Raw genomic sequence first — 21901 nt, 5'->3', positions numbered from 1 at the left:
TGTTAATGTTTTGCTGGCGCCATACCGCTGCTGAGAAGGGGGGACGGCGAGGGTAGGGTTACCACCAATCAGGTCAGGAAAGACACCATGAAGTATATCATTCTGTTGATCATTGTTATTGCTGTACTGTATGTCCATTACCGCGGACGGGTGCGCTATCGTTTCTGGCGACAGCTCTCCGACCATTCCACATTTACCGCGCCGCTGAATGGATTTATGTATTTATTTTCCCGCGTACCGAATACGCCTTATCTGCGCCCGGAGATGTTTCCCGAGCTGGCGATATTGCAGCAGAACTGGCTGGTTATTCGCGAAGAAGGGATCCGCCTCCAGCAACTGGAGCAGATTAAAGCGGCCGATAAATATAATGACGCCGGATTTAACTCATTTTTTAAAACCGGCTGGAAACGCTTTTATCTGAAATGGTATGAGGATGCCCATCCTTCCGCCAGCCAGCTTTGTCCGCAAACTACCGCGCTGCTGCGGGATATCCCGTCGGTAAAAGCGGCCATGTTCGCCACCCTGCCTGACGGCAGCCGTCTGCCGCGCCATCGCGACCCCTACGCCGGTTCCCTGCGCTTTCATCTTGGCCTGGCGACGCCGAACGATGACCGCTGCTTTATCGAGGTGGATGGTCAGCGCTACAGCTGGCGCGACGGGGAAGGCGTGCTGTTTGACGAGACCTATATCCACTATGCAGAAAATACCAGCGGTGAGAATCGACTGATTCTGTTCTGCGATATTGAACGGCCGATGCGCTACCGCTGGGCGCAGAAGGTCAACCACTGGCTGGGGCGCTATCTGATGAGCGCCGCCTCGGCGCCCAACGACGCCAGCGATCGCACCGGCGGAATTAACCGGGCATTTCGCTATATCTACCAGATCCGTATTGTCGGCAAGCGGCTGAAAAAATGGAATAAGACGGTCTATTACATCGTCAAATGGCTGCTTTTCGGCGGCATTGCCTGGCTTATCTGGAGTGCGTTTTAACTCCCCTGGCGCCGGTTCCACGGCATGATCGCCAGCAGGCGCGCCATGCCGCAAAAGCCGGTCACCCCGGCGAAAGTGAGCCCGGCGCCGACCGCGCCGCTGAGCAGGAAAAAGCCGCCGTTCACGGTATAGCCCAGCAGCACCCCCAGTAAAATCAGAACGCCAGCGGCAATTTGCACCTGACGCATCAGCGGCAGCGGTTGCGATTTATCTTCCTCAACCGGGAGCCCCGCGGCTTTCCACGCCTGAATCCCACCCGCCAGCAGGCTGACCTGCGCCGGCGCGGCAGCGGCGGCCAGACGAATGGCGTTATTCTGCGTCCGGGAGCCGGCCTGGCAGTGGAAGATCACGCGCTCGCCGGCCCGGGCGTTTAGGGTCGCGCCGCCGTTCAGGGCGGCGAGCGGCACCAGCTCGGCATCGGGAATATGTTCGCGCGCGTATTCATCCGCATCGCGGATATCTATCAGTCTCGCGCCCTGGGCAATCTGCGCCCGGGCTTCGGCAGGGGTTAAGGTGGCGATGGTCATAGGCTCCTCACGGGCAATAGAGCGTTTTCAGCGTGTTGATCACCTGCTGTACTGCAGGATGGGTGATGAAATAGTGAATACGCTGAGCGTCGCGTTCGCTGTCGATCAGCCCCTCGTCACGCATCCGCGCGAGATGCTGCGAGGTGGCGGAAGGGCTCAGGCCGGTGGCGCGGGCGAGTTCACCGGCGCTGGCCCGCGGCGCGTCGCACAGCATGCACAGGATCAGCAATCGGTGAGGATTGCTCATCGCTTTCATTAGCGCGGCGGCTTCTCCGGCGCGGGCCTGCAGATCTTCAGGTGTGGTCATGTATTTTAGCTTTTTCTAAATTTAGATAACTCTAAAATAAAAAGACCGCCAGCGCCAGCACATTTTCCCGTGACTCAGGCCGGAACGGCGAGATCGGCTATCTGCGCCCGGGCGCTGGCGATCCCGGCGTCGCGACCGTGCGGGCGGTTATCCAGCCCTTCGGCATAGATAAACTCCACCTCATGGATCCCCATCAGCCCCAGCACCGCGCGCAGATAGGGGGTGACGGCGTCGGTGCTTTCGCCCTGGTGAATACCGCCGCGGCTGCTGACGACCACCGCCCGGACGCCCTCGACCAGCCCCTGCGGCCAGCTGTCGGTGTAGCGAAAGGTTTCCCGCGCCCGCGCCACGAGGTCGAACCATTTCTTCAGATCGGTCGGGACGTTGAGGTTATACATCGGGGCGCCGATCACCAGCAGGTCGCTGGCTTTTAACTCGGCGATAAGCTGGTCGGAGAGCGCAACCGCCGCGCGGATGGCCGGCTGCGGATCCGCCGCCCCGCGCAGGGCGGCGAACAGCGCGCCATCCAGCGTCGGCAGCGCCATGGCGCTGAGATCGTGTTCGCGGATCCGATCGGGGTGACCCGCCGCCTGGCGCGCCGCGAGAAATTCGTTAATCAGCTGATTGGTCAGGGACGTTTCGCCATTAATGCTGGATTTTAATACCAGAACGTTAGCCATGATAAGTGCCTCAGGTAAAGGGTAGAGGCAGAGACTAACACTGTCTTTTTTCTCTCTGGAGTGACATTATTTTCCGCTATTGTATCCCATAAGGAACCAATCTGTGCGCGACGATCTGAACGCGATCCCGGTGTTTGTCACGGTGGTCGAGAGCAGTAACTTTGCCAGCGCGGCGACGATCCTCCACGTCACGCGATCGGCGGTGGGGAAAACCATTGCCCGGCTGGAGGCGCGTCTCGGCGTGGCGCTATTCCAGCGCACCACCCGCAGGCAACTGCTGACGGAAGAGGGAGAGCAATTTTATCACCAGTGTCGGGAGGCGCTGGGTCGCATTCGCGAGGCCGAAGAAGCGCTGCAGCGCGGCAAAGGCGAGGTGCAGGGACGGCTGCGGATTTCGCTGCCGGTGCTGTTTGGCCAGCGCTGCGTGGCGCCGCTGCTGTTCCGCCTGAGTCAGCGCTATCCACTGCTGAAGCTCGAGCTCCACTACAGCGACCGGCAGGTCAATTTGCTGGAAGAGGGGTTTGATCTCGCGGTGCGTATCGGGAGCCTGGCCGATACCGGGTCGCTACGGGCGCGGGCGCTGGGGGAGCATGGCATGGTGCTGTGCGCGGCGGCGGAGTACCTGCGCCGCCAGCCGGCGCCGCAGACCATCGCCGGGCTGAGCGAGCACCGCACCCTCGGCTATCTGCATAACGGTCAGCTGCAAAAATGGCAACTTTACGACCCGCAGCAGGGCGAAGTGCGCTTCACCCCGGAGGCGTGGCTGGTGCAGGATGACTTTGCCGCCATCGCCGCCGCGGCGCAGCAGGGGATGGGCATCGCCTGGCTGCCGGACTGGCTGGTGGCGCAGGCGCTCGCCGACGGGACGCTGCAGCAGGTTCTGGCGCCCAGCGACCGTGTGCGTTTCGCTATCCACGCGGTGTGGCCGGAAGGGCCGTGGCTGCCGCAAAAAACGCGGGTGGCGATCGATGCCCTGCGGGAAGGACTGCGCCTTGCTAAAAGCACACCGCCCAGCGGTTAAGGGTATCTTAAGGCATCCGGGCGATAATGACAGAAAGATGACGACTGAGAGCTATCGCCATGAACGCCCTGGAAACCCTGAATCAATCTGTTTTTTTCGCGCTTAACGCGCAGCCTGGCGCCGCGGATGGCCTGCTGTCGCTGGCCAGTTTTTGCGCCAATGGCATTGTGTTTATGATGCCGACGATCGCGCTCGGCCTGTGGTTTCTCGGTGGCCGTGAGGGACATCGTCAGGCGCTGTTTATGACCCTGGCCGTGATCATTTCCCTCGGGCTGGGGATGGTGTGCGGGACGCTCTGGTTCCATCCGCGGCCGTTTATGATCCCCCTCGGCCATACCTGGATAAGCCATCCGGCGGATAACAGCTTTCCCAGCGATCACGGTACGGTAATGTTCAGTGCTGCGTTTGCGCTGCTGTCGCTGCGCCTGCGGGCGCTTGGCCTGCTGATGCTGCTGGCCGCGCTGCCGGTGGCCTGGTCGCGGATCTATCTTGGGGTGCATTTTCCGCTGGATATGGTGGGCGCGGCCCTGGTCGCCGTCGGTGGGGTCATCGTGGCGAAGCGAGTCTGGCAGGCGGTCGGCCCACGACTGGTGCTGCTGTGCGAGGCCGTCAGCCGGCGGATGTTCTCCTGGCTGCCGGCGCGCTTTACGCCATAGTCTCAGCGGCGTGGCCGTCCGGCACGGGCGGCGCGACGGTATAACGTGCTGCGGGCGATGCCCAACATCTGCGCCGCCCGGCTGACGTTGCCGTTGACTCTGGCGAGGGTATCGACAATCAACTGCTCGTCATGGGCCTGCAATCCCCCGCGCGGCAGCGGCGCAGGCGCGGTGCGATATGTCTCCGGCAGCGCATCGGGCGTTAATGTGTCGCCCTCATCGGCGAGGGCCAGCATCACCTTCAGGACGCTCTGCAGCTGGCGTACGTTTCCCGGCCACGGCAGCTGGCTGAGGTGGATCAGCAGCGCGGTGGACAGCGTCACCCGGCGCGAAGCGCCGCCCAGGTCGCGCCACAGGGTGGCGATAAAGGTTTCCAGCGCTGGCCACTCGCGCAGCGGAGGCAGCGCCAGGGCATACTCCCGCAGGCGCCACAGTAGATCTTCGCGGAATTCGCCGGCACTGACCCGCTGGGTCAGGTTGCGGTGCGTGGCGCAGATCAAGGCGAAGTTCACCGGCACGCTGCGGCTGGCGCCCAGCGGCGCCACCTCTTTCTCCTGCAGTACCCGCAGAAGGCGGGTCTGCAGCGCCAGCGGCATATCGCCGATCTCATCAAGAAACAGCACCCCGCCCTCGGCTTCGCGGATTTTGCCGATATAGCCATTTTTACTGGCGCCGGTAAACGCCCCCGGCTGGTAGCCGAAAAGCTCGGACTCGATCAGCGATTCCGGGATGGCGGCGCAGTTAATGGCGACGAATTTACCGCTGCGCCAGCGGCTGTGCTGGTGCAGCGTGCGGCTGACATACTCTTTGCCGCTGCCGGTTTCCCCCTCAATACAGAGCGCGATGCCGGCGTTAAGCAGCCGGAGCAGCTTTTCGCCTTCCCGCGGGCTGGTGAAGGGGAGCTGCATGGCCGGCGGGGCGCTCACCGCCACCCGGCGGCGGGTGGGCTCGCGCAGGCGATAGTGATAGCGACCCTGCGGGGTGGTCAGCGGCAGGGGAACGCTGACCGCCGTTTGCGTCAGCGTCGGAAAAAGCGACGCAAAGGTGAGCTGGCCAAACTGCGCCGCGCTCAGGCCGAACTCGCGCATCGCCAGCCGGTTGCCGGCGGTGAGGACGTTATCGGAAAAGACCAGCAGCAGCTCCTCGACGCTGTCGAGCTTGTCCACCTGCCGGTGCAGGCTCATCAGCCACTGCTCAGGATGCAGGCTCTGCTTCACCCACAGATACTCAATCTGCTTTGCCGCTGCTTTCACCCAGCCAAAGGTATGCTGGTGGGGAAAATCCGCCGGGCCGGAGATATCCAGCACGCCGGCGATACTTCCGTCCGGCCGCTGGAGCGGCATCGCCGCGCAGTACAGATTCTGGTTGCGGGTGAGAAAGTGCTGACGGCCATCGATTTCGCAGCCGTCGTCAATCGCCAGCGCGGTGCCGATGGCGTTGGTCCCACGCCCGCTTTCGCTCCACAGATTGCCGGGCGCCAGCGCCACGCGCTGCGCCTTTTGCATCGCCTGGGTATCGCCGACGGTGTGCAGCACCAGACCGCCGGGGTCGGAGAGGATCACCACCGACTGCAGGTCCGCCACCTGGCGCGACAGGGCTTCCACCACCGGCTGCGCCAACTGCTGCAGGCTGCGGTGGCTGGCGAGTCGATCCGCCAGCTCGCCGGCGTCGAGGCGGGGAAAATCCTCGGTAGCGGGATCCAGACCGTAGCGCTGGCAGCGAGACCATGAATCGCTCAGCAGGGGATTGGCGTTAACCTCTGGTGCGAGAAGAAAGGGATTGCCTGGCACAGGGCACCTCTGGGTCGATGTTGCTGTGTTGCGATATTGTAGCTATTTGGTTTATTTGGTGTTGCGATTTGCAACACATAAGTGGAAACCCGTGCAACAGTGGCTGACCATCTGCCCAGTTAGTGAAGGCAACCTATTAATAAATAAAAAGATTTAAAGTAAATAAAAAACTGGCATAACCCCTGCAAAGTGAGAAGCGTTCGGCGGCAAGTTTAAAAAATCAATATGCCGCTGCGTCTCAACCCTACAGAAGGAGATTTGCGATGCGTTATGCACACCCTGGCCAGCCCGGCGCCCTGGTTTCATTTAAATCCGCTTACGGCAACTTTATTGACGGTAAATTTGTCGAGCCGCTGAGCGGTGAATTCTTTATGAATACCTCCCCGGTAGACGGCAGCAACATTGCGCAGTTTCCCCGGTCGGATGCCAGAGACATTGACTTCGCCCTCGACGCCGCCCACCGTGCGGCGCCGGCGTGGGGCAAAACCTCAGTGCAGCAGCGCTCCCGGCTGCTGCTGCAGGTCGCCGATCGTATTGAACAGCATCTGGAATATCTGGCGGTGGCGGAGAGCTGGGACAACGGGAAACCGATCCGCGAAACGCTGAACGCCGACCTGCCGCTGGCGGTGGATCATTTTCGCTACTTCGCCGGCTGCCTGCGCGCCCAGGAGGGGAGTACCGCCGAGATTGATGAAACCACGGTGGCTTACCATTTCCATGAACCGCTGGGGGTTGTCGGTCAGATTATCCCGTGGAACTTCCCGCTGCTGATGGCCGCGTGGAAGCTGGCCCCGGCCCTGGCGGCGGGTAACTGCGTGGTGCTCAAGCCGGCGGAACAGACGCCGCTGAGTATTACTCTGCTGCTGGAGCTGATCGGCGATCTGTTCCCGGCCGGGGTGCTGAACGTGGTGCAGGGTTTCGGCAAAGAGGCGGGCGAGGCGCTGGCCACCAGCAAACGTATCGCCAAGCTGGCATTTACTGGCTCCACGCCGGTCGGGCGGCATATTCTCGCCTGCGCGGCGGAGAATATTATCCCCTGCACCGTCGAGCTGGGGGGCAAATCGCCCAATATCTACTTCGCCGATGTGATGGAGGGAGAAGAGGAGTTTATTGAGAAGGCGGTGGAGGGGCTGGTGCTCGGCTTCTTCAACCAGGGTGAGGTTTGTACCTGCCCGTCGCGGGCGCTGATCCATGAATCCATCTATGAGCCCTTTATGGCGCGGGTCATGGAGAAGGTGGCGCAGATCCGCCGCGGCGATCCGTTAGATACCGACACCATGATCGGCGCCCAGGCTTCCCGCCAGCAGTTCGACAAGATCCTCTCCTATATTCAGATTGCCCGGGAAGAGGGCGGCCAAATCCTGACAGGCGGCGAGCGGGCGGCTATCGCGCCGGCGCTGGATAATGGTTTTTATATTCAGCCCACGCTAATTAAAGGCCGCAACGATATGCGCTCCTTCCAGGAGGAGATCTTTGGGCCGGTGATCGGGGTGACCACCTTTAAGGACGAAGCGGAAGCGCTGGCTATCGCCAATGAGACCCAGTTTGGCCTCGGCGCTGGGGTGTGGACGCGCGATACCAACCTCGCCTATCGCATGGGCCGCGGCATAAAAGCGGGTCGCGTATGGACCAACTGCTATCATGTCTATCCGGCGCATGCGGCGTTCGGCGGCTATAAACAGTCCGGCGTCGGCCGGGAAACGCACAAGATGGCGCTGGATGCCTACCAGCAAACCAAAAACCTGCTGGTGAGCTACGGCACCGCGCCGCTGGGCCTGTTCTGAAGTCCATCTCATTTCTGATTGATCCCCAGTCCGCAATCCATTCGGGTTGCGGATTTTTTTTACTTCAAAATAACCCCATGCAAACGATGGGTTAGTATCGGCGGCAACGGCGATATATTCACATCACTGATATAACTACTTTCACTTGAAAATAAAAACACTTCCAGAACAAGAAATTATCGGATGGGGCTGACTGTCTTAGCGTCGTTTGTGTAGAAATGATGAATATTAATACCAGGAAAATTCCTAATTTTTTGGTGCTGCCCGGCAAGCGCACAATAAAACAAGACGACTTTTTGAACACTTATCTTTAAATTTGTTAATGGAATTGATCTGTTGTTGTTTAAAGGTATTTTAATTTCTTTTGTATAGATATGTAAATTAACATTGAAAAGCCATTTCAAAAATTAAGTTTATGGCGAATACAGTTGTTAACCTACAATTAACATTTACTCAGGTTGCCTTTTGATACTTCGGGTAATATATTTATTTCGCACATCAAAATAACTCTTTTTTCTTCTGCTTGTCATTCATGGCCATCTGTTGGCGAAATAAAGCAGAGTGGAGAGAACGTGTGCCTACTATCCTGCGGAAGGAACGCAATGAACATTTACAGGGAGGAGCTGACGAGCCGTTTCGCGATAGCTATGGAGCTATTAGCGATGATGGAAAATATATTCGTTAACGATGAGATAAATAATGAAAAAACAACCTCGCTTTATCACCATCCTCATAGGGGCGCTGCTTTCTGGCGTCGCCTTCCAGGCTACTGCGGCCAATACCATTAATCCAAACTCGGGCACCAGTGCGCAAGGCGCCGGCGGGCAGATCACCTTCAATGGGTCGATCACCGACAGCTCTTGCAACGTCGATAGTAATTCTTCCGGCCAGCCTGTGGATCTGGGCAAATGGGCCAGCAACTATTTTACCGGCACCGGCGCCGAAACCACGAAAACTCCTTTCCATATCAAAGTGAAAGATTGCCCGGCCAGCGTGACTACCGTCGCCGTGCTGTTTGACGGCGCGCGTGAACAGACGGATACCTCCCTGCTGGCCATCAACGGCGGCGGCGCCAAAGGCGTAGCCATTAAGCTGTATGAGCACGATCAGACGACGGCGGTCAGCCTCGGTAAAACGACCGCAAAACAAACGGTCACTCCGGGTTCCAGCGGCGGCACCGGCACTGCCGACCTCGAGTTTTACGCCGACTATGTCTCCACCGCGGCGACCGTGACGGCAGGTAAAGCCGACGGTACGGCTAATTTCAATATGATTTATAACTAATTATATTGCACGTTATTCAGAGTCAGTTCATTGCGTCCTGATTAATTGCAGATAGCTAAAGAGATAATTGTCATGAAGTCATGAAATATATTCGTGACGGTATAGTTGTTTTTGCGAATTATCCCGACGGATACTGGCTCTGTTATTTACTGCTTTATTTTATTGTCTGTTCAACCTTTGCCTGATGGTAAGTCATGATGAAGAAAATAATTGCCGTTGCGGCCTTTCTGCTGTGCTCCACGGCAGCGCAGGCCGGTATTGTCATGGGTGGAACCCGTGTGATTTATCAGGAAGGGAAGCGTGAAGCTGCTATTTCAGTCACTAATGCCGATACCCATACGCCCTATCTGGTGCAGTCATGGGTGGAAAATTACGCGGAAAACGATAAGGCCAGGGTGCCCTTCATTGTCACACCGCCCTTGTTCCGTCTCGATCCGGAGCAAAATAACGTCCTGCGCATTAACTTTATTGGCGCCTCGTTGCCCAGCGACCGTGAATCGGTCTACTGGCTGAACGTCAAAAGTATCGCCCCGACGCCCCAGGGCGAGGTGAACAAGCTGCAGGTCAATATTAAGTCGAAATTCAAAATCTTCTATCGCCCCAACGGCCTGGCGGGCGACCCGGCGAAAGCCTGGCAGCAGCTGAAGTTTAGCCAGTCCGGCGGTCATCTGACGGTGGCAAACCCCACTCCCTATTTTGTCTCTTTTTATTCCGTCGCGGTGGGCGGGCAGGCAATCGACGACCCTGGCATGGTGGCCCCCTTCGGTCAGAAAACGTGGTCGGTGAGCGGGCACGGCACCGTCAAATGGCGGGCGATTAACGACTACGGCGGCGTCAGCGATTTCGCCCAGCAGTAATTCCCCTTTGTAATGAGCTTACCGGACGGCGCCAGCATGAAAAGAATAACAACAGCCAGGGTGCGGGAGTATGCCGCGTTGCCCGTCACCGCCGGACGGGCGCTGGCGCTGGCGACGCTGCCGACGATGATCTGTTGTCTCAGCCCGCTGAGCCGGGCGCTGGCTGACGACTATTTTGACCCGGCGGCGCTGGAGTTTGCCGACCCGCAGCAGCAAACCTCCGATCTGCACTACTTCGCCAAACCCGGCGGACAGCAGCCGGGGACTTACCCTGTCACCGTGGTGGTTAACGACCAGGAGCTGGGCCAGGCCGATATTACGTTTGTTGACGATGGCGGGAAGCTGCAGCCGGTGCTGACGCCCGGGCAGCTGGCGGAGTATGGGGTTAACGTTAGCGCGTTTCCGGCTTTTCAAACGCTGCATGAGGGTGAGACCTTCACCCGGATCGGGAAGTTTATTCCCGACGCCAGCAGCCGCTTCACCTTCGCTAACCAGCGCCTGACGCTGAGTATTCCCCAGGCGGCGATGAACGTGCAAAGCCGCGGCTATGTCGATCCCTCGCGTTGGGACGATGGCGTGCCGGCCGCGTTTGTCGATTACTACTTTTCCGGCGCGCAAATCAAGAACGCCGATGACGGGGAGAGCAGCCGCTCAAACTATCTCAATTTACGCAGCGGCGTGAACCTGGGCGCCTGGCGGCTGCGCAACGTCTCCTCAATGCAGTACGACCAGCAGCGCCGACACTGGGATTCACAGAGCACCTGGCTGCAGCGCGACGTCCGCTCGCTGAAGAGTCTGCTGCGGATCGGCGATACTTACACCACCGGCGACGTGTTTGATAGCATCCCGTTTCGCGGCGTACAGCTGATGTCTGACGATGAGATGCTCCCGGACAGCCAGCGTGGCTTTGCCCCCACCATTCACGGCGTGGCGCACAGCAATGCCAAAGTGACCGTCTCCCAGCACGGATATGTGATTTACGAAACCTTTGTGTCGCCGGGGGCGTTCGCCATCAGCGATCTTTATCCCACCTCGCAGAGCGGCGATCTGGAGGTGAAGGTGACCGAGAGCAATGGTTCGGTGCGCACCTTTACCCAACCCTATTCCGCCGTGCCGTATATGCTGCGCGAAGGGCGAGGCAAATTCAGCCTCAGCGCCGGCCGCTACCACTCCGGGGCGGATTCGGTGCGCTCGCCGGAATTCCTGCAGGGCACCCTGTTCTATGGTTTGTCGGCGGGATTTACCCTCTACGGCGGCACGCAGCTGGCCCAGGACTATCAGTCATGGGCGCTGGGCCTGGGCCGCGGCTTCGGCGAATTCGGATCGCTGGGAGGCGACGTCACCCAGGCCGTCACCCGTACCCCGTCGGGTAAGCGCTATGCGGGCCATTCGCTGCGCGCTCAGTATCAGAAAAATTTTGTCAGCTCGGGCACCGCATTCAGCCTCGCCAGCTATCGCTACTCCTCCAGCGGCTATTACGATTTTGCCGAAGCCAGCGCCCTGGAAAGCGCGCAGGGGCAGGTGGACAACCGGCGCCGACGGGAAGAGATCTCGGTGTCACAAAGCCTTGGCGATCTGGGGAGTCTGGCGGTTTCCGCCTGGTCGCAGGAATACTGGCACCGGCAGAGCCGGGATGAGACGGTACATCTCGGGTTCTACAGCGCCTGGAAAGGGATCTCCTGGGGGGTGGGCTATTACTACACCCGCGCCAGCGGTCAGCAAAAAAATGATCGCTCCTGGTCTTTCAATATCAATATTCCGCTGGGTGGTCCGCTGTCCGACAGCGCGGTGAGCTACAACACCACCTCGGACAGCAATGGCTATACCTCGCAGCAGGTGTCGCTGTATGGCGCGGTGCCGTCGCGGCCGAACCTGTTCTACTCGGTTCAGCAGGGCTATGGCAATCAGGGACGAGGCAGCAATAGCAGCGCTGCTCTCGACTACCACGGCGGCTTCGGCAACGCCCAGCTTGGCTATCGCCATGACGCCGCCAGCAACCAGCTGACCTGGGGAGGCGCCGGCTCGGTGGTCGCGCATCCGCACGGGGTCACTTTCGGCCAGACGGTGGGTGAGAGCTTCGCCATCGTCCGCGCGCCGGGGGCCGCCGGGGTGGCGGTACAAAACGGCAACAATGTGCACACCGACTGGCGCGGCTATGCCGTGGTGCCGTCCCTCACCGCCTATCGGAAAAATGTCATTACCCTCGACACGGAGTCGATGGCGGATGATACCGACGTCGACCAGCAGGGGCAGACGGTGATCCCCAGCGGCGGCGCGGTGGTGATGGCCAACTACCGGACCCACATTGGCAACCGGGTGCTGTTTACCCTCCGCAATGCCCAGGGGCCGTTACCGTTTGGCGCCAGCGCGCAATTGGTCACGGCGGAGGAGAGCGGCAATGCGCCGGGCGGCATGGTGGCTGACGGCGGCCAGGTGTACCTCAGCGGCGTACCGCAGGAGGGGACCCTGGCGGTGAGCTGGGTCGTGAACAACCAGTCGCAGAGCTGCAGGCTGCATTTTCATCTTCCGGATAACCCACAGCAGAGTCTGAACACGGTGAAAACCGTCTCCGGACTGTGCCAGACACGCTGAGGCGGCTATGAAATCTGTTTTTCGTCTACTTCCTTTCCTCTTTCTGCTGACGCTGAGCGGTTATCTTCCCGGCGTGCGGGCGGAAACCTGCCGCGCGAATATCGGTCAGACTACGGTCAATATTCCCAATATCAAGTATTTACCCACGCTGCCGATCAATACCCAGATGACCAGCGCGATGGCGGATAACGGCAGTGGGATCCCTTTTTCCTGCGACCTGCAGCTGCCGACGGCGAGCGCCAAACGCATCGTCTATAAGCAGCTGAAAACCGGCGGCGCGCCGGTGGTGATTAACGGACAGCACGTCTACCCCAGCGCCATCGACGGCATCGGGTACTCGCTCAGCTTTCAGTGCGCCGGCGGCCCGATGCGCGCTATCGACGGCAGCCACTCCGCGGGCGGCGAGTCGGTGGTGGTGTGCGACAGCGCGATGCTCCCGGCGCTGATGACGCAGCAGCAAACCACGGTCAGGATCGCGGTGACCTTCTATAAAACCGGGACGGTGCAGCTGGCGGACGGGACGCATACCAACTCGCCGTCGCTGCCGCAGGTGGGGGAGATGACCATTGAGCAGCAGGCCAGCGGCAGCGCCAGCTATGTCGCCAGCGCGCCGGTCAGTATCGATATGGCTGCCCTGAACGTGGACATCGGCAGCAGCGGTAGCTGTCAGGTGACGACGTCGTCGATCCAGGTCACTCTGGGCACGGTAAACCGGGCGGAGTTTCACGGTAAAGGGAGCACCGGCGGCCAGGCGAAGCGCTTTTCGATCCCGGTGTTCTGTCCGACGCCGACCGACGTGCGCATCGGCTTTTTCGGCGTGAGCGTGGAGAGCGATACCCTGGCGCTGAGCCAGGTCAGCAACAGCGCCAGCGGCGTCGGCGTGAAGCTGACCTACGGCAATAACCCCGGCGCGGCGGTGCCCGACGGCACCAGCGTTAAGATCAATGAGGCCAGCAATCTGCCGATCCTGAAAAGGGTAACCGGCGCCAGCGCCGGGACCGCCGAGGCTATCAATTTTAACGCGCAGTATGTGCAAACCGACGCCACCGTGGCGGCGGGCACGGCCAACAGCATGGTGACCTTCGCCCTGGAGTATAACTAGCCTGGCCCCGGGGGCAGACTGCCCTGCAGCGGGATCGGCACTACCGCGCCGTAGTCGTCGATATAGTTCAACTGGTACAGGCGAGCGCTGTCGGTGGTCATTACGGTATGGCTGCTGTAGGGCCGGAGCATCACGTTTCTCATCGGCGAGAGGTGGCCTTTATTATCGATCAGCGCCCCGTTGACCAGGGTGATATGCAGTGGGCCTGAGTTCGTCAAGCGCAGGTTATTGCCGCTCTGCTGCCACTGCAGCTTTTGCACCTCTTTGACGAGGGTGGTGGCGATGGTGGGTGGACGATAAAACAGCTTCAGACGGGTGCGGACGACAAATTGCAGCGTATGATTGCCGCCGGCGGTCGGCGGCGTCTCCTGGATATTGACCCAGAACAGGCTTTCCCGATCGTCGGGCAGCCCGCTGCCGAGATAGATAAAGCGCAGTTGGGCGGATTGCTGCGGCGATAAATAGACCAGCGGCGGCGTCGCCACCATCGGCAGGCCGACGCGCGAGGCATTGAGCCCGGCGTCCAGCCAGATCTGCACTTTATAGGGGGTGCTGCTGCGGTTATTGATATTCAGGCTGGCGACTTTGTCTTTTCCTGAATAGATCACCCGTGAGGCATTAATGGTTATCCCGGCGCAGGCCTGAAAGGCCAATGCGCTGAGCAAAACAGCCACCTGAGTTTTCATGATCGCTTCCTTTACGTCGACGTTTCATCCCTGACCGGAAAGCTATTCCTGCATAATGGTAAACCGGGCCGTCGCGTTGCCGTCGCCAGGATCCATGTGGGCTTTATCCCAGGTGTAGTAGAAAGCTTTGAGCCTGAAGGTGCCGGAGCCGCCGTCCACCGGGATCTCAATGCGGGGATCGTGTTGCGGATCGATGCGTTCATCGAGGCTGAGCGGAGTGCCTGTACGGTCGGTGAGCAGAATTCCTACGTTGCCGGCCGGCTTGCCGCGGCCGTCGAGGGCCAGTACGCGATGTTCAGGCATGCCGGTGGGGGTGGGGCCATCCACCACAATATAGTAGGTGCCTTTCTCGCAATCTTTGACGCGAATATCGACACCTACCGCCGGCCCGGTGCCAGACTGACTGTTTTTCAGCCGCGACAGCGGAATGTCGCCCATGCTGACGTTGATGACCCCGTTGTCGCCCGCTCCCTCAAGCTTGCATGCCCCGTTCACAACCTTACCGATAAAGTTCAGCGTGCCGTCTGCCGCGCCAACCGGGCCGGCAACCAGTCCGGCAACCAATGTCGCCAGACACAGCGAGATTAATTTCATTTTCTTTCCTTCTGTATTGCCGATAAAACAGATCGCCAGAGCATGAATTCTGCCGCGTCAGGGGGGAATTATTTGCACTGGATATGTTTTTAATTAATTTATTTAACTTACCAATTTATTTACGTCTGGAAATAATCTGCGCATGTTATTTATTATCGCTTTACCGGGATATTAGCGTGGGAAAATAGCGGAGTAAATAAGACGGACAATGACCAGAGTGGAAGGGGGAATATCGCGAGATAAAATGTTTTGTTATTTTAATACAATGAGTTAGATTTTTCCTGCTGCTGTTTTTGAACCTAATTTCGACATCACGTCAGGCTGGAAAATACGATCGCTGGCGTAAGGCTACGCCCGGCGGATGAGAAATCATTCACCGGGCGTAGCCCTGTTTCGTTGTCAGATTTGCGATCGGCAACCGCCACGCCGGGTTGTATATCCCGGAATTTAAAAATAGGATGAATTCCCTGTTACGCGCGGCGGAGGGTGCTGACTGAGAAGCGGCCCGCCACCCCGGCGCGCAAACCCGATAACAATAAGGATGGCGAGATGAAACTGACGGTGGGGCTGGCGCTGACGCTGGCGATAATGACCTGCGGCGCCCAGGCGCGCGATATGCAAACCATCGAGCGCAGCGGTGAACTGAAGGTCGGCGTGCCGGGCGACTACGCCCCGCTGGCGTTTCGCAATGCCGCCGGCGAGCTGCAGGGCTATGACGTCGACATGGCCCGCGATCTCGGGCGCACGCTGGGGCTGAAGGTGAGCTTCGTCTACACCAGCTGGCCCGCGCTCGCCGCCGATCTGCAGGCGGACAAATTCGATATTGCGATGGGCGGCGTGACGCAGACGCCGGCGCGGGCGAAGGACTTCGCCCTCAGCCACCCGGTGGTGGCGAACGGTAAAATCGCCTTAGCCAACTGTCAGGCTGCGCCACGGCTTGGATCGCTGGAGAAGATTGACCGTCCGGAGGTGAAGGTGGTCGTCAACCCTGGCGGCACAAACCAGAGCTTTGTCGATGAGCATATTAAGCAGGCGCAGATTATTCGCGTACAGAACAACGTCGATAATCTGGAGGCGCTGCGGCAGAAAACGGCCGATATGATGGTGACCGATCTGATCGAAGGCGACTATTACCAGAGCAAAGAACCCGGTGTGTTCTGCGTCGCCAACGAGACGCCGTTCGCCGGCACCGCCAGCGATAAGGTGTATATGATGAGTAAAGATAATCCGGCGCTGCTGGAGAAAGTGAACCAGTGGCTGGATAGCCAGGACAAAGAGGTTCTCAAACGGAAATGGAAAATTCGCGGTTAACGCGGCGGCGCGTCACCGCCGGCGGGCGCGTCCGGCGGTGGTTATCGGCCGCAGTCAGCCCTGCGGCGACAGCGCCTGTCGCGCCAGACCGCGGAAGTAGCAGGCGTAGCCGAGGGTGGCGGTCAGGCACAGCATATAGCCAAACGACTCGCTGCCTTCCTCCACCGTATTTTTCACCACCCGGGCGAAGTTCTCATTCAGTACGGCGTACCACAGGCCGTGCATGCCGAACAGCCGCGAGAAGACCAGAATCGCCAGCAGGCCGCTGATCATCATGCCGTAATAGGGCGTGCGGGTATAAGCCGCCAGCTGCGACAGGGTCTGACGCAGATGGCGCAGCGGCGCCAGCAGCGACCCCGCGGTGGCCAGCAGGGCAAACCACACCCAGCTGCCATGGGAAAGTAAATCAAACAGGCCATCCAGCTCACGGATCAGCATGGCGAGGAAGAAGCCGCCGATGAGGATATTGCTGTAGCGTAAGTGGGGGTAGTTGCGCGCCAGCAGGAAGTGAACCAGTACGATGACGGCCAGCACGCTCTCCTGCACCACTTCAGTCAGCGACACCTCCGGGATGTCGTTGCCAAATACCCGAATATCCACCCACAGGCAGAGTACCGCGAGAGCGGCTGCGACCGCCGCGCCGAGAAAGAAAAGCAAGCTTCGTAACAGAGACATTAACACCACAACTTATAGTTAAAACAAATATCATAAGTTTTGGGAATACATGTTCCTGTTCACTTTGTGCGACTTTGCGGCTGTTTTTTAACATTTTGCGCTTTTTAGCGCCGGGAAAGGCGACAGGGGAGGGGGACTCCCCTGAATGAGAGGCGTCAGAGAATATCATCCACCACGCCGCCGTCGACGCGCAGCGCGGCGCCGGAGGTGGCCGACGCCTGCGGCGAGCAGACGTAGACCACCATATTGGCGACCTCTTCCACCGAGGCCGCCCGCTGGATCACCGAACTCGGACGGTGGGTCATGACGAACGCTTTCGCCAGTTCCTCCAGCGACTGGCCGGTTCTCGCCACTTCGTCTTTCAGCATTTCGGCAAAGCCGTCAGAAATCGTCGGCCCCGGCAGAACGCTGTTAACGGTCACTCCACTGCCGGCGACATATTTCGCCAGGCCGCGGGCCAGCGACAGTTGGGCGGTCTTGGTGACGCCATAGTGGATCATATCCGCCGGGATATTGCGCGCCGATTCCGAGGAGATAAACACCACCCGTCCCCAGCCTTTGCTGACCATCGCCGGCAGCAGCCCCCGCGACAGGCGTACGCCGGACATGACGTTGGTCTGCCAGTAGTTGTCCCATGTCGCGTCGTCGGTGGCGTAGAAATCCTGCGGGCCATAGATCCCGGCGTTATTGACCAGGATATCGACGCCGGTCACCGCCCGCAGCAGCTGGGCTGCGCCGTCGGCACCGCTGAGGTCGGCGATGGCGGGTCGCACCTTCGCGCCCGACACCTCATTTTGCAGACGAGCGATGGCGGCGTTCACGCTCTGCTCGCTGCGCCCGTTAATGATGATCTCTGCGCCGCTCTCCGCCAGGCCTTTGGCGATAGCAAAGCCAATACCCGCCGTGGAGGCGGTGACCAGCGCGACTTTCCCCGATAAATCAATCTTCATGTTCCTGTCTTCTGGTTGTGAATCACCCATTAAGCGTAGCAGCGACGGTATCGGTGGGGATCAGTAACCGGCGTGCTTATTGACCAGGTTTTTGAGCGGCAGCCCGCGACGCTGGCGCTGAATGTTCTCCAGCAGCTGGCGGGCGATCACCTCGGCAGGGGCAGCAGAGGCCATATGCGGGGTGATCACCACCTGCGGATGGCGCCACAGCGGATCGTCAGCCGGCAGTGGCTCCTGCGGGAAGACGTCGAGCACTGCGCCGGCGAGCTGGCCGCTCTCCAGCGCCGCCAGTACATCCTCATTGACCATATGCTCTCCGCGCCCGCAGTTGATTAATACCGCTCCGGCGGGAAGCCGGCTGAACAGCGGCGCGGCGAGGATACCCCGGGTCTGCGCGGTGAGCGGCAGGAGGTTAATCAGTCCGTCAAGCGACCCGAGGAAGCTGTCGAGCGCCTCCGCGCCGCGATAGCAGGTGACGCCAGCCAGCTGCTTTTCACTGCGCGACCAGCCAGAGACCCGATAGCCAAGGCGGGCCAGCTGGTCGGCGATATAGCCGCCAATTTCGCCGAGCCCCATAATGCCGATATGGAAGTCGGCGGCGGCGCGCTGGGGATAGAGCTTCCAGGTTTGGGTCCGCTGGTGGGCCAGCGCCCGGTCGAAATGGCGCTGAAACCACAGGACGCTCCACAGAGCATATTCGAACATGCCGTGGCGAAAATCTTCATCGATCACCCGGCACAGCGGGATCTCGCTGGCGAACAGCGCGGGCGGCAGATGATCGACCCCGGCGGACGCGGCCTGGATCAGCTTCAGCCCCGGCGAGCGGCTCAGCAGCTGCGGGTCCGGGAACCAGCAGCTGGCGTACTGGGCGTCGCGTGCCGCCTGGTGATGGGGCAGAAGCGCCGTGACGTCGGGAAACTGCTGCAGGGCGGCGCAAATATCGCGGGCGAAATCCGCGTCGTTACAATCCACAACGATAGTGATATCAGACATAGGCGTTAGTCTTTGTAAGAGGTATCGAGACGGTCAAGACGGCGCAGCCACGCCTGCCAGACCTGTTGACGTTCATGCTCCACGCCCATCAGCTGCTCGCAGGCGTGCTGGCTGAGGTGCGGAGCGATGGTGTGGATCGGGCTGAGGGCCGCCAGCTGGGCGGTGGCCATCTGGATCTCGCAGGCGCGGTTGAGGTAGTACATGATGTAAAAGGCGTCAGCCACGGTGCGGCCCACCGACAGCAGGCCGTGGCTCTGCAGGATCATGGCGATATTATTCCCCAGCGAGCGCTGAATGCGCGCCCGTTCGTCAAGGTCAAAGGCCACCCCTTCATAGGGGTGGTAGCCGACGCGCTGGTAAAACTCGGTGCTAATCTGGTTGAGCTGCAGCAGGCCGTCCTCGCAGGCGGCCACCGCCATCCCCGGCAGGGTGTGGGTGTGGATCACGCAGTGGGCGTCTTCCCGAGCCATATGCACCGCGCTGTGGATGGTGAAGCCCGCCGAGTTAGCCGGCGCGTCGCCCTCGACGACCTTGCCCTGCATATCCACTACGATCAGGTTGCTGGCGGTGACCTCGTCAAACATCATGCCGAAGGGATTAATTAAAAAGCGCGGCTCGCCGTCGCCGGGCAGGCGCACGGAGAAGTGGGTGTAGAGGGTATCCTCCCAGCCGAACAGCGCCGCCAGACGGTAGGCGGCGGCCAGCTGCTGGCGCAGGTGTTGCTCAGTTGTCATTTAGCGTACTCCCATAAATTCACGGATTCGTTGCAGAGAAGGGGCCTCCAGCGGGCTGCGGATCACCTGCGGGGCGATGTCGGCCTGCACCACGCCGTTCTCCATCAGCACCACGCGGTCGGAAATCGACAGGGCAAAATCCATCTCGTGGGTGACAATCAGCATGGTCATGCCTTCGCGGGCCAGTGACTGAATGACCTTCAGCACCTCGCCCACCAGCTCGGGATCCAGCGCCGAGGTTGGTTCGTCAAACAGCATGATATCCGGCTTCAGCGCCAGCGCTCGGGCGATCGCCACGCGCTGCTGCTGGCCGCCGGAGAGCTGGCCGGGGTATTTGTGGGCGTGGGCCAGCAGACCGACGCGGTCGAGCAGCGCCAGGGCCTGCTCGCGGGCGACCGGCTGATCCAGCAGCTGGTGGTAGCGCGGAGCCAGCATCACGTTGTCGAGCACCGTGCGGTGGGGGAACAGGTTGAAGCTCTGGAAGACCATGCCGATACGCCGCACCCCGGCGCGCATCTGACGTTTATCGACGATGGCTCCGCCTTTCAGATAGTCCTCGCCGTAGAGAATGATCTCCCCGCCATCAATACTTTCGAGGGCGTTGATGGTGCGGATCAGGGTCGTTTTGCCGGAGCCGGACGGGCCGATGATGCTGATCACCTCCCCATTCTCCACCTGCAGGTCGATGCCTTTCAGCACCTCATGCTGGCCCCAGGATTTGCGGATGCCCCGCAGATCCAGCGCCGGCGGCGCGCCGTTGACGGCCGGAGTTTTGATCTCCTCCGTCAGCGCCGGCAGGCTCTGGCGCAGCGCCTGGCATTCCGCCTCGCTGAGGGTTTGCGGACGCTTGCGCTGAATATCGAGGCTATTTTCCAGCGCCCGGAACAGCCAGGTGAAGACGGTAACCACCATGACGTAGTACACCGCCACCGCCAGCAGCGTCTCCATCACGAGGAAATTTTGCGCGTACAAGCGCTGGCCGGTGAGCAGCAGCTCGGGTAAGGAGACCACCGACAGAATCGAACTCAGCTTAATGATGGTGATGTATTCATTGATCAGCGTCGGCAGCGAGATGCGAAACGCCTGAGGAATAATAATTAGCCGCTGGATGCCGATAAAGCTGAAGCTCAGCGCATGGCCCGCCTCGCTTTGCCCTTTGGCCACCGACAACAGCCCGCCGCGGTGGATCTCCGCCATATAGGCCGCTTCGGTGACGGTCATCGACACCAGCCCGGCGATAAACGGCACCCCGAGCAGCGGCTGGGTCACCGGAAACAGCTGCGGCAGGTTGTAGACAAACACCAGCAGCACCATCAGCGGCACGCTGCGGAAAAACCAAATATAGAGTTCGACGGGGATCTTGATCCAGCGCGGCGCCGAGAGCTTCGCGCAGGCTAGCAGAAAACCGACCACCAGGCCGATCCCCCAGGACAAGGTGCTGACCACGATCACGGTCACGCACGCCTGCCAGAATGCCCCAATGCTAAACAATGAAAAAAAGTATCCCCAATCGAACGCCATACCGACTCCTGTTGCGCAGTGCTTATTGTCTTAATCGATGCTTTCTAAGTTGTATTTTTTGATCAGCGCGGCATATTTGCCGTTGGCTTTCAGCGTGGTGAGGGTGGCCTTAATCGCCTCCGCCAGCTCCGTGTTGCCTTTGGCGACGTAGATCCCCAGCGGCAGCGGATAGACCAGGCGCGTCGAGCTTATCGCCAGGCGACCACGGCTCTTATCGACGATAATCTGCGCCGCCGGGGCTATCTCGAGCTGGGCGTCGATATTCTTCGACAGCAGCGCCTGGGAGGCTTCCGGCGCCGTTGGGAACTCCTGAATGGTGATGGCCGGTTTACCGTTTTTCAGGCACCACTCATCGGAGTGTTTTTTCAGGCTGGTCACCCAGGTGGTGCCTGCCTGCAGACCGACCTTCACGCCGCACAGCTCATCTTCGGTTTTCGGCTGCACCGCGCCGCCCTTCAGGGCGATGATCGACGCGCCGGAGAGGGCGTAAGGGATGGCGTCGGCCTGCTTCTGGCGTTCCGGCGTCACGTACATCCCGGAGATCACCGCGTCATATTTCTTGCCGATGCCGAGGATCAGGCTGGTGAACTTGGTGTCGATCAGCTGCGGTTTGGCCTGCAGATGCTCGGCGATCAGCGTCGCGAACTCCGGGTCGAGACCGACGATGTTGTTATTGCTGTCATAGGACTCAAACGGCGGGTAGGTAACCTCCATCCCCACCTTAAAGACGCCCTCGGTCAGCAGTTCCGCCGCCTGGGTGACAGAGGAGAAACAGGCGCTGACGGCGAGGGTAAGCGCGACGCGGCGCGAGATTTTTTTCAGGGTGCTAGTCATCATGGTTCCTCAC

20 protein-coding genes and 1 pseudogene are annotated in these 21901 nt (G+C 60.0%); 9 read left to right on the top strand and 12 right to left on the bottom strand.

Features of this window, described 5'->3' with window-relative positions; all coding sequences use genetic code 11:
• Positions 1-87 precede the first annotated feature (87 nt).
• Positions 88-990, top strand: a complete 903-nt coding sequence (lpxO, locus tag ACQUTI_RS13935) for a lipid A hydroxylase LpxO (protein WP_004205722.1) — start codon at positions 88-90, stop codon at positions 988-990.
• Here the strand turns inward: lpxO and ACQUTI_RS13930 are convergent.
• The 3 genes and pseudogenes from ACQUTI_RS13930 to ACQUTI_RS13920 form a co-directional block, all read right to left on the bottom strand.
• Positions 971-1517: pseudogene (locus ACQUTI_RS13930) on the bottom strand (rhodanese family protein). The gene lpxO and the pseudogene ACQUTI_RS13930 sit on opposite strands and share 20 nt — an antisense overlap.
• Positions 1518-1524: 7 nt before the next feature.
• Positions 1525-1824, bottom strand: a complete 300-nt coding sequence (locus ACQUTI_RS13925) for an ArsR/SmtB family transcription factor (RefSeq protein WP_002914277.1) — start codon at positions 1822-1824, stop codon at positions 1525-1527.
• A gap of 74 nt (positions 1825-1898) precedes the next feature.
• Positions 1899-2504 carry an FMN-dependent NADH-azoreductase gene (locus ACQUTI_RS13920; protein ID WP_004205724.1) on the bottom strand — a complete coding sequence of 202 codons (606 nt, stop codon included), beginning with the start codon at positions 2502-2504 and terminating at the stop codon, positions 1899-1901.
• A 103-nt stretch (positions 2505-2607) separates the two neighbouring features.
• On the opposite strand from ACQUTI_RS13920, the gene ACQUTI_RS13915 reads away from it, so the two are divergent.
• Positions 2608-3525 carry a LysR substrate-binding domain-containing protein gene (locus ACQUTI_RS13915; protein ID WP_428923289.1) on the top strand — a complete coding sequence of 306 codons (918 nt, stop codon included), beginning with the start codon at positions 2608-2610 and terminating at the stop codon, positions 3523-3525.
• A gap of 59 nt (positions 3526-3584) precedes the next feature.
• Positions 3585-4181, top strand: coding sequence for an undecaprenyl-diphosphatase (locus ACQUTI_RS13910; RefSeq protein WP_004205726.1), 597 nt, complete (start codon positions 3585-3587; stop codon positions 4179-4181).
• 2 nt (positions 4182-4183) lie between these two features.
• Here the strand turns inward: ACQUTI_RS13910 and ACQUTI_RS13905 are convergent, their stop codons facing one another.
• On the bottom strand, positions 4184-5971 hold the full coding sequence (locus ACQUTI_RS13905; protein ID WP_017900623.1) for a sigma-54-dependent Fis family transcriptional regulator: 1788 nt from the start codon (positions 5969-5971) through the stop codon (positions 4184-4186).
• Between the two features lie 263 nt (positions 5972-6234).
• Here ACQUTI_RS13905 and exaC point away from each other — a divergent pair, with 263 nt between their 5' ends.
• From exaC to ACQUTI_RS13880, 5 genes are all read left to right on the top strand, one after another.
• On the top strand, positions 6235-7755 hold the full coding sequence (gene exaC / locus ACQUTI_RS13900) for an acetaldehyde dehydrogenase ExaC (protein ID WP_004205728.1): 1521 nt from the start codon (positions 6235-6237) through the stop codon (positions 7753-7755).
• Positions 7756-8454: 699 nt separating this feature from the next.
• Positions 8455-9039 (top strand): fimbrial protein, encoded by a 585-nt coding sequence (locus ACQUTI_RS13895; protein ID WP_004205729.1) that lies wholly within the window; start codon positions 8455-8457, stop codon positions 9037-9039.
• 194 nt (positions 9040-9233) lie between these two features.
• On the top strand, positions 9234-9896 hold the full coding sequence (locus ACQUTI_RS13890; RefSeq protein WP_032426129.1) for a fimbrial biogenesis chaperone: 663 nt from the start codon (positions 9234-9236) through the stop codon (positions 9894-9896).
• Positions 9897-9932: 36 nt separating this feature from the next.
• Complete coding sequence (locus ACQUTI_RS13885; protein WP_428923288.1) at positions 9933-12488, top strand: fimbria/pilus outer membrane usher protein; 2556 nt, start codon at positions 9933-9935, stop codon at positions 12486-12488.
• Between the two features lie 7 nt (positions 12489-12495).
• Positions 12496-13590: a fimbrial protein gene (locus tag ACQUTI_RS13880; RefSeq protein WP_032456492.1), complete on the top strand. Its 1095-nt coding sequence runs from the start codon at positions 12496-12498 to the stop codon at positions 13588-13590.
• Here ACQUTI_RS13880 and ACQUTI_RS13875 read toward each other — a convergent pair.
• On the bottom strand, positions 13587-14276 hold the full coding sequence (locus ACQUTI_RS13875; protein WP_043521338.1) for a fimbrial biogenesis chaperone: 690 nt from the start codon (positions 14274-14276) through the stop codon (positions 13587-13589). The two genes, ACQUTI_RS13880 and ACQUTI_RS13875, sit on opposite strands and share 4 nt — an antisense overlap.
• Before the next feature lie 42 nt (positions 14277-14318).
• Positions 14319-14870: a fimbrial protein gene (locus ACQUTI_RS13870; RefSeq protein WP_048295413.1), complete on the bottom strand. Its 552-nt coding sequence runs from the start codon at positions 14868-14870 to the stop codon at positions 14319-14321.
• Positions 14871-15419: 549 nt separating this feature from the next.
• Here ACQUTI_RS13870 and ACQUTI_RS13865 point away from each other — a divergent pair.
• Entirely contained in the window at positions 15420-16181 is a 762-nt protein-coding gene (locus tag ACQUTI_RS13865; RefSeq protein WP_032426131.1) for a transporter substrate-binding domain-containing protein, read from the top strand.
• 54 nt (positions 16182-16235) lie between these two features.
• Here the strand turns inward: ACQUTI_RS13865 and ACQUTI_RS13860 are convergent, their stop codons facing one another.
• The 6 genes from ACQUTI_RS13860 to ACQUTI_RS13835 all read right to left on the bottom strand — a co-directional run bounded on the left by ACQUTI_RS13860 (position 16236) and on the right by ACQUTI_RS13835 (position 21888).
• Positions 16236-16856 carry a hypothetical protein gene (locus tag ACQUTI_RS13860; RefSeq protein WP_004205741.1) on the bottom strand — a complete coding sequence of 207 codons (621 nt, stop codon included), beginning with the start codon at positions 16854-16856 and terminating at the stop codon, positions 16236-16238.
• Between the two features lie 155 nt (positions 16857-17011).
• A complete protein-coding gene (locus ACQUTI_RS13855; RefSeq protein ID WP_043521343.1) occupies positions 17012-17806 on the bottom strand; it encodes an SDR family NAD(P)-dependent oxidoreductase in 795 nt (264 codons plus the stop codon).
• A 60-nt stretch (positions 17807-17866) separates the two neighbouring features.
• Positions 17867-18799 carry a 2-hydroxyacid dehydrogenase gene (locus ACQUTI_RS13850; RefSeq protein WP_064795142.1) on the bottom strand — a complete coding sequence of 311 codons (933 nt, stop codon included), beginning with the start codon at positions 18797-18799 and terminating at the stop codon, positions 17867-17869.
• A 5-nt stretch (positions 18800-18804) separates the two neighbouring features.
• Positions 18805-19533: a class II aldolase/adducin family protein gene (locus ACQUTI_RS13845; protein ID WP_062913725.1), complete on the bottom strand. Its 729-nt coding sequence runs from the start codon at positions 19531-19533 to the stop codon at positions 18805-18807.
• A complete protein-coding gene (locus ACQUTI_RS13840; RefSeq protein ID WP_049093577.1) occupies positions 19534-21054 on the bottom strand; it encodes an amino acid ABC transporter permease/ATP-binding protein in 1521 nt (506 codons plus the stop codon).
• A gap of 30 nt (positions 21055-21084) precedes the next feature.
• Positions 21085-21888 (bottom strand): ABC transporter substrate-binding protein, encoded by an 804-nt coding sequence (locus ACQUTI_RS13835; RefSeq protein WP_060656652.1) that lies wholly within the window; start codon positions 21886-21888, stop codon positions 21085-21087.
• Positions 21889-21901 lie beyond the last annotated feature (13 nt).

It is taken from the genome of Klebsiella sp. 7-CIP_Kleb. (assembly GCF_050378655.1).
In the GTDB taxonomy this organism is placed as follows: domain Bacteria; phylum Pseudomonadota; class Gammaproteobacteria; order Enterobacterales; family Enterobacteriaceae; genus Klebsiella; species Klebsiella quasipneumoniae.
The sequence above is the reverse complement of the archived record's forward strand: the minus strand, read 5'-3'. Positions and strand labels throughout refer to the sequence as shown.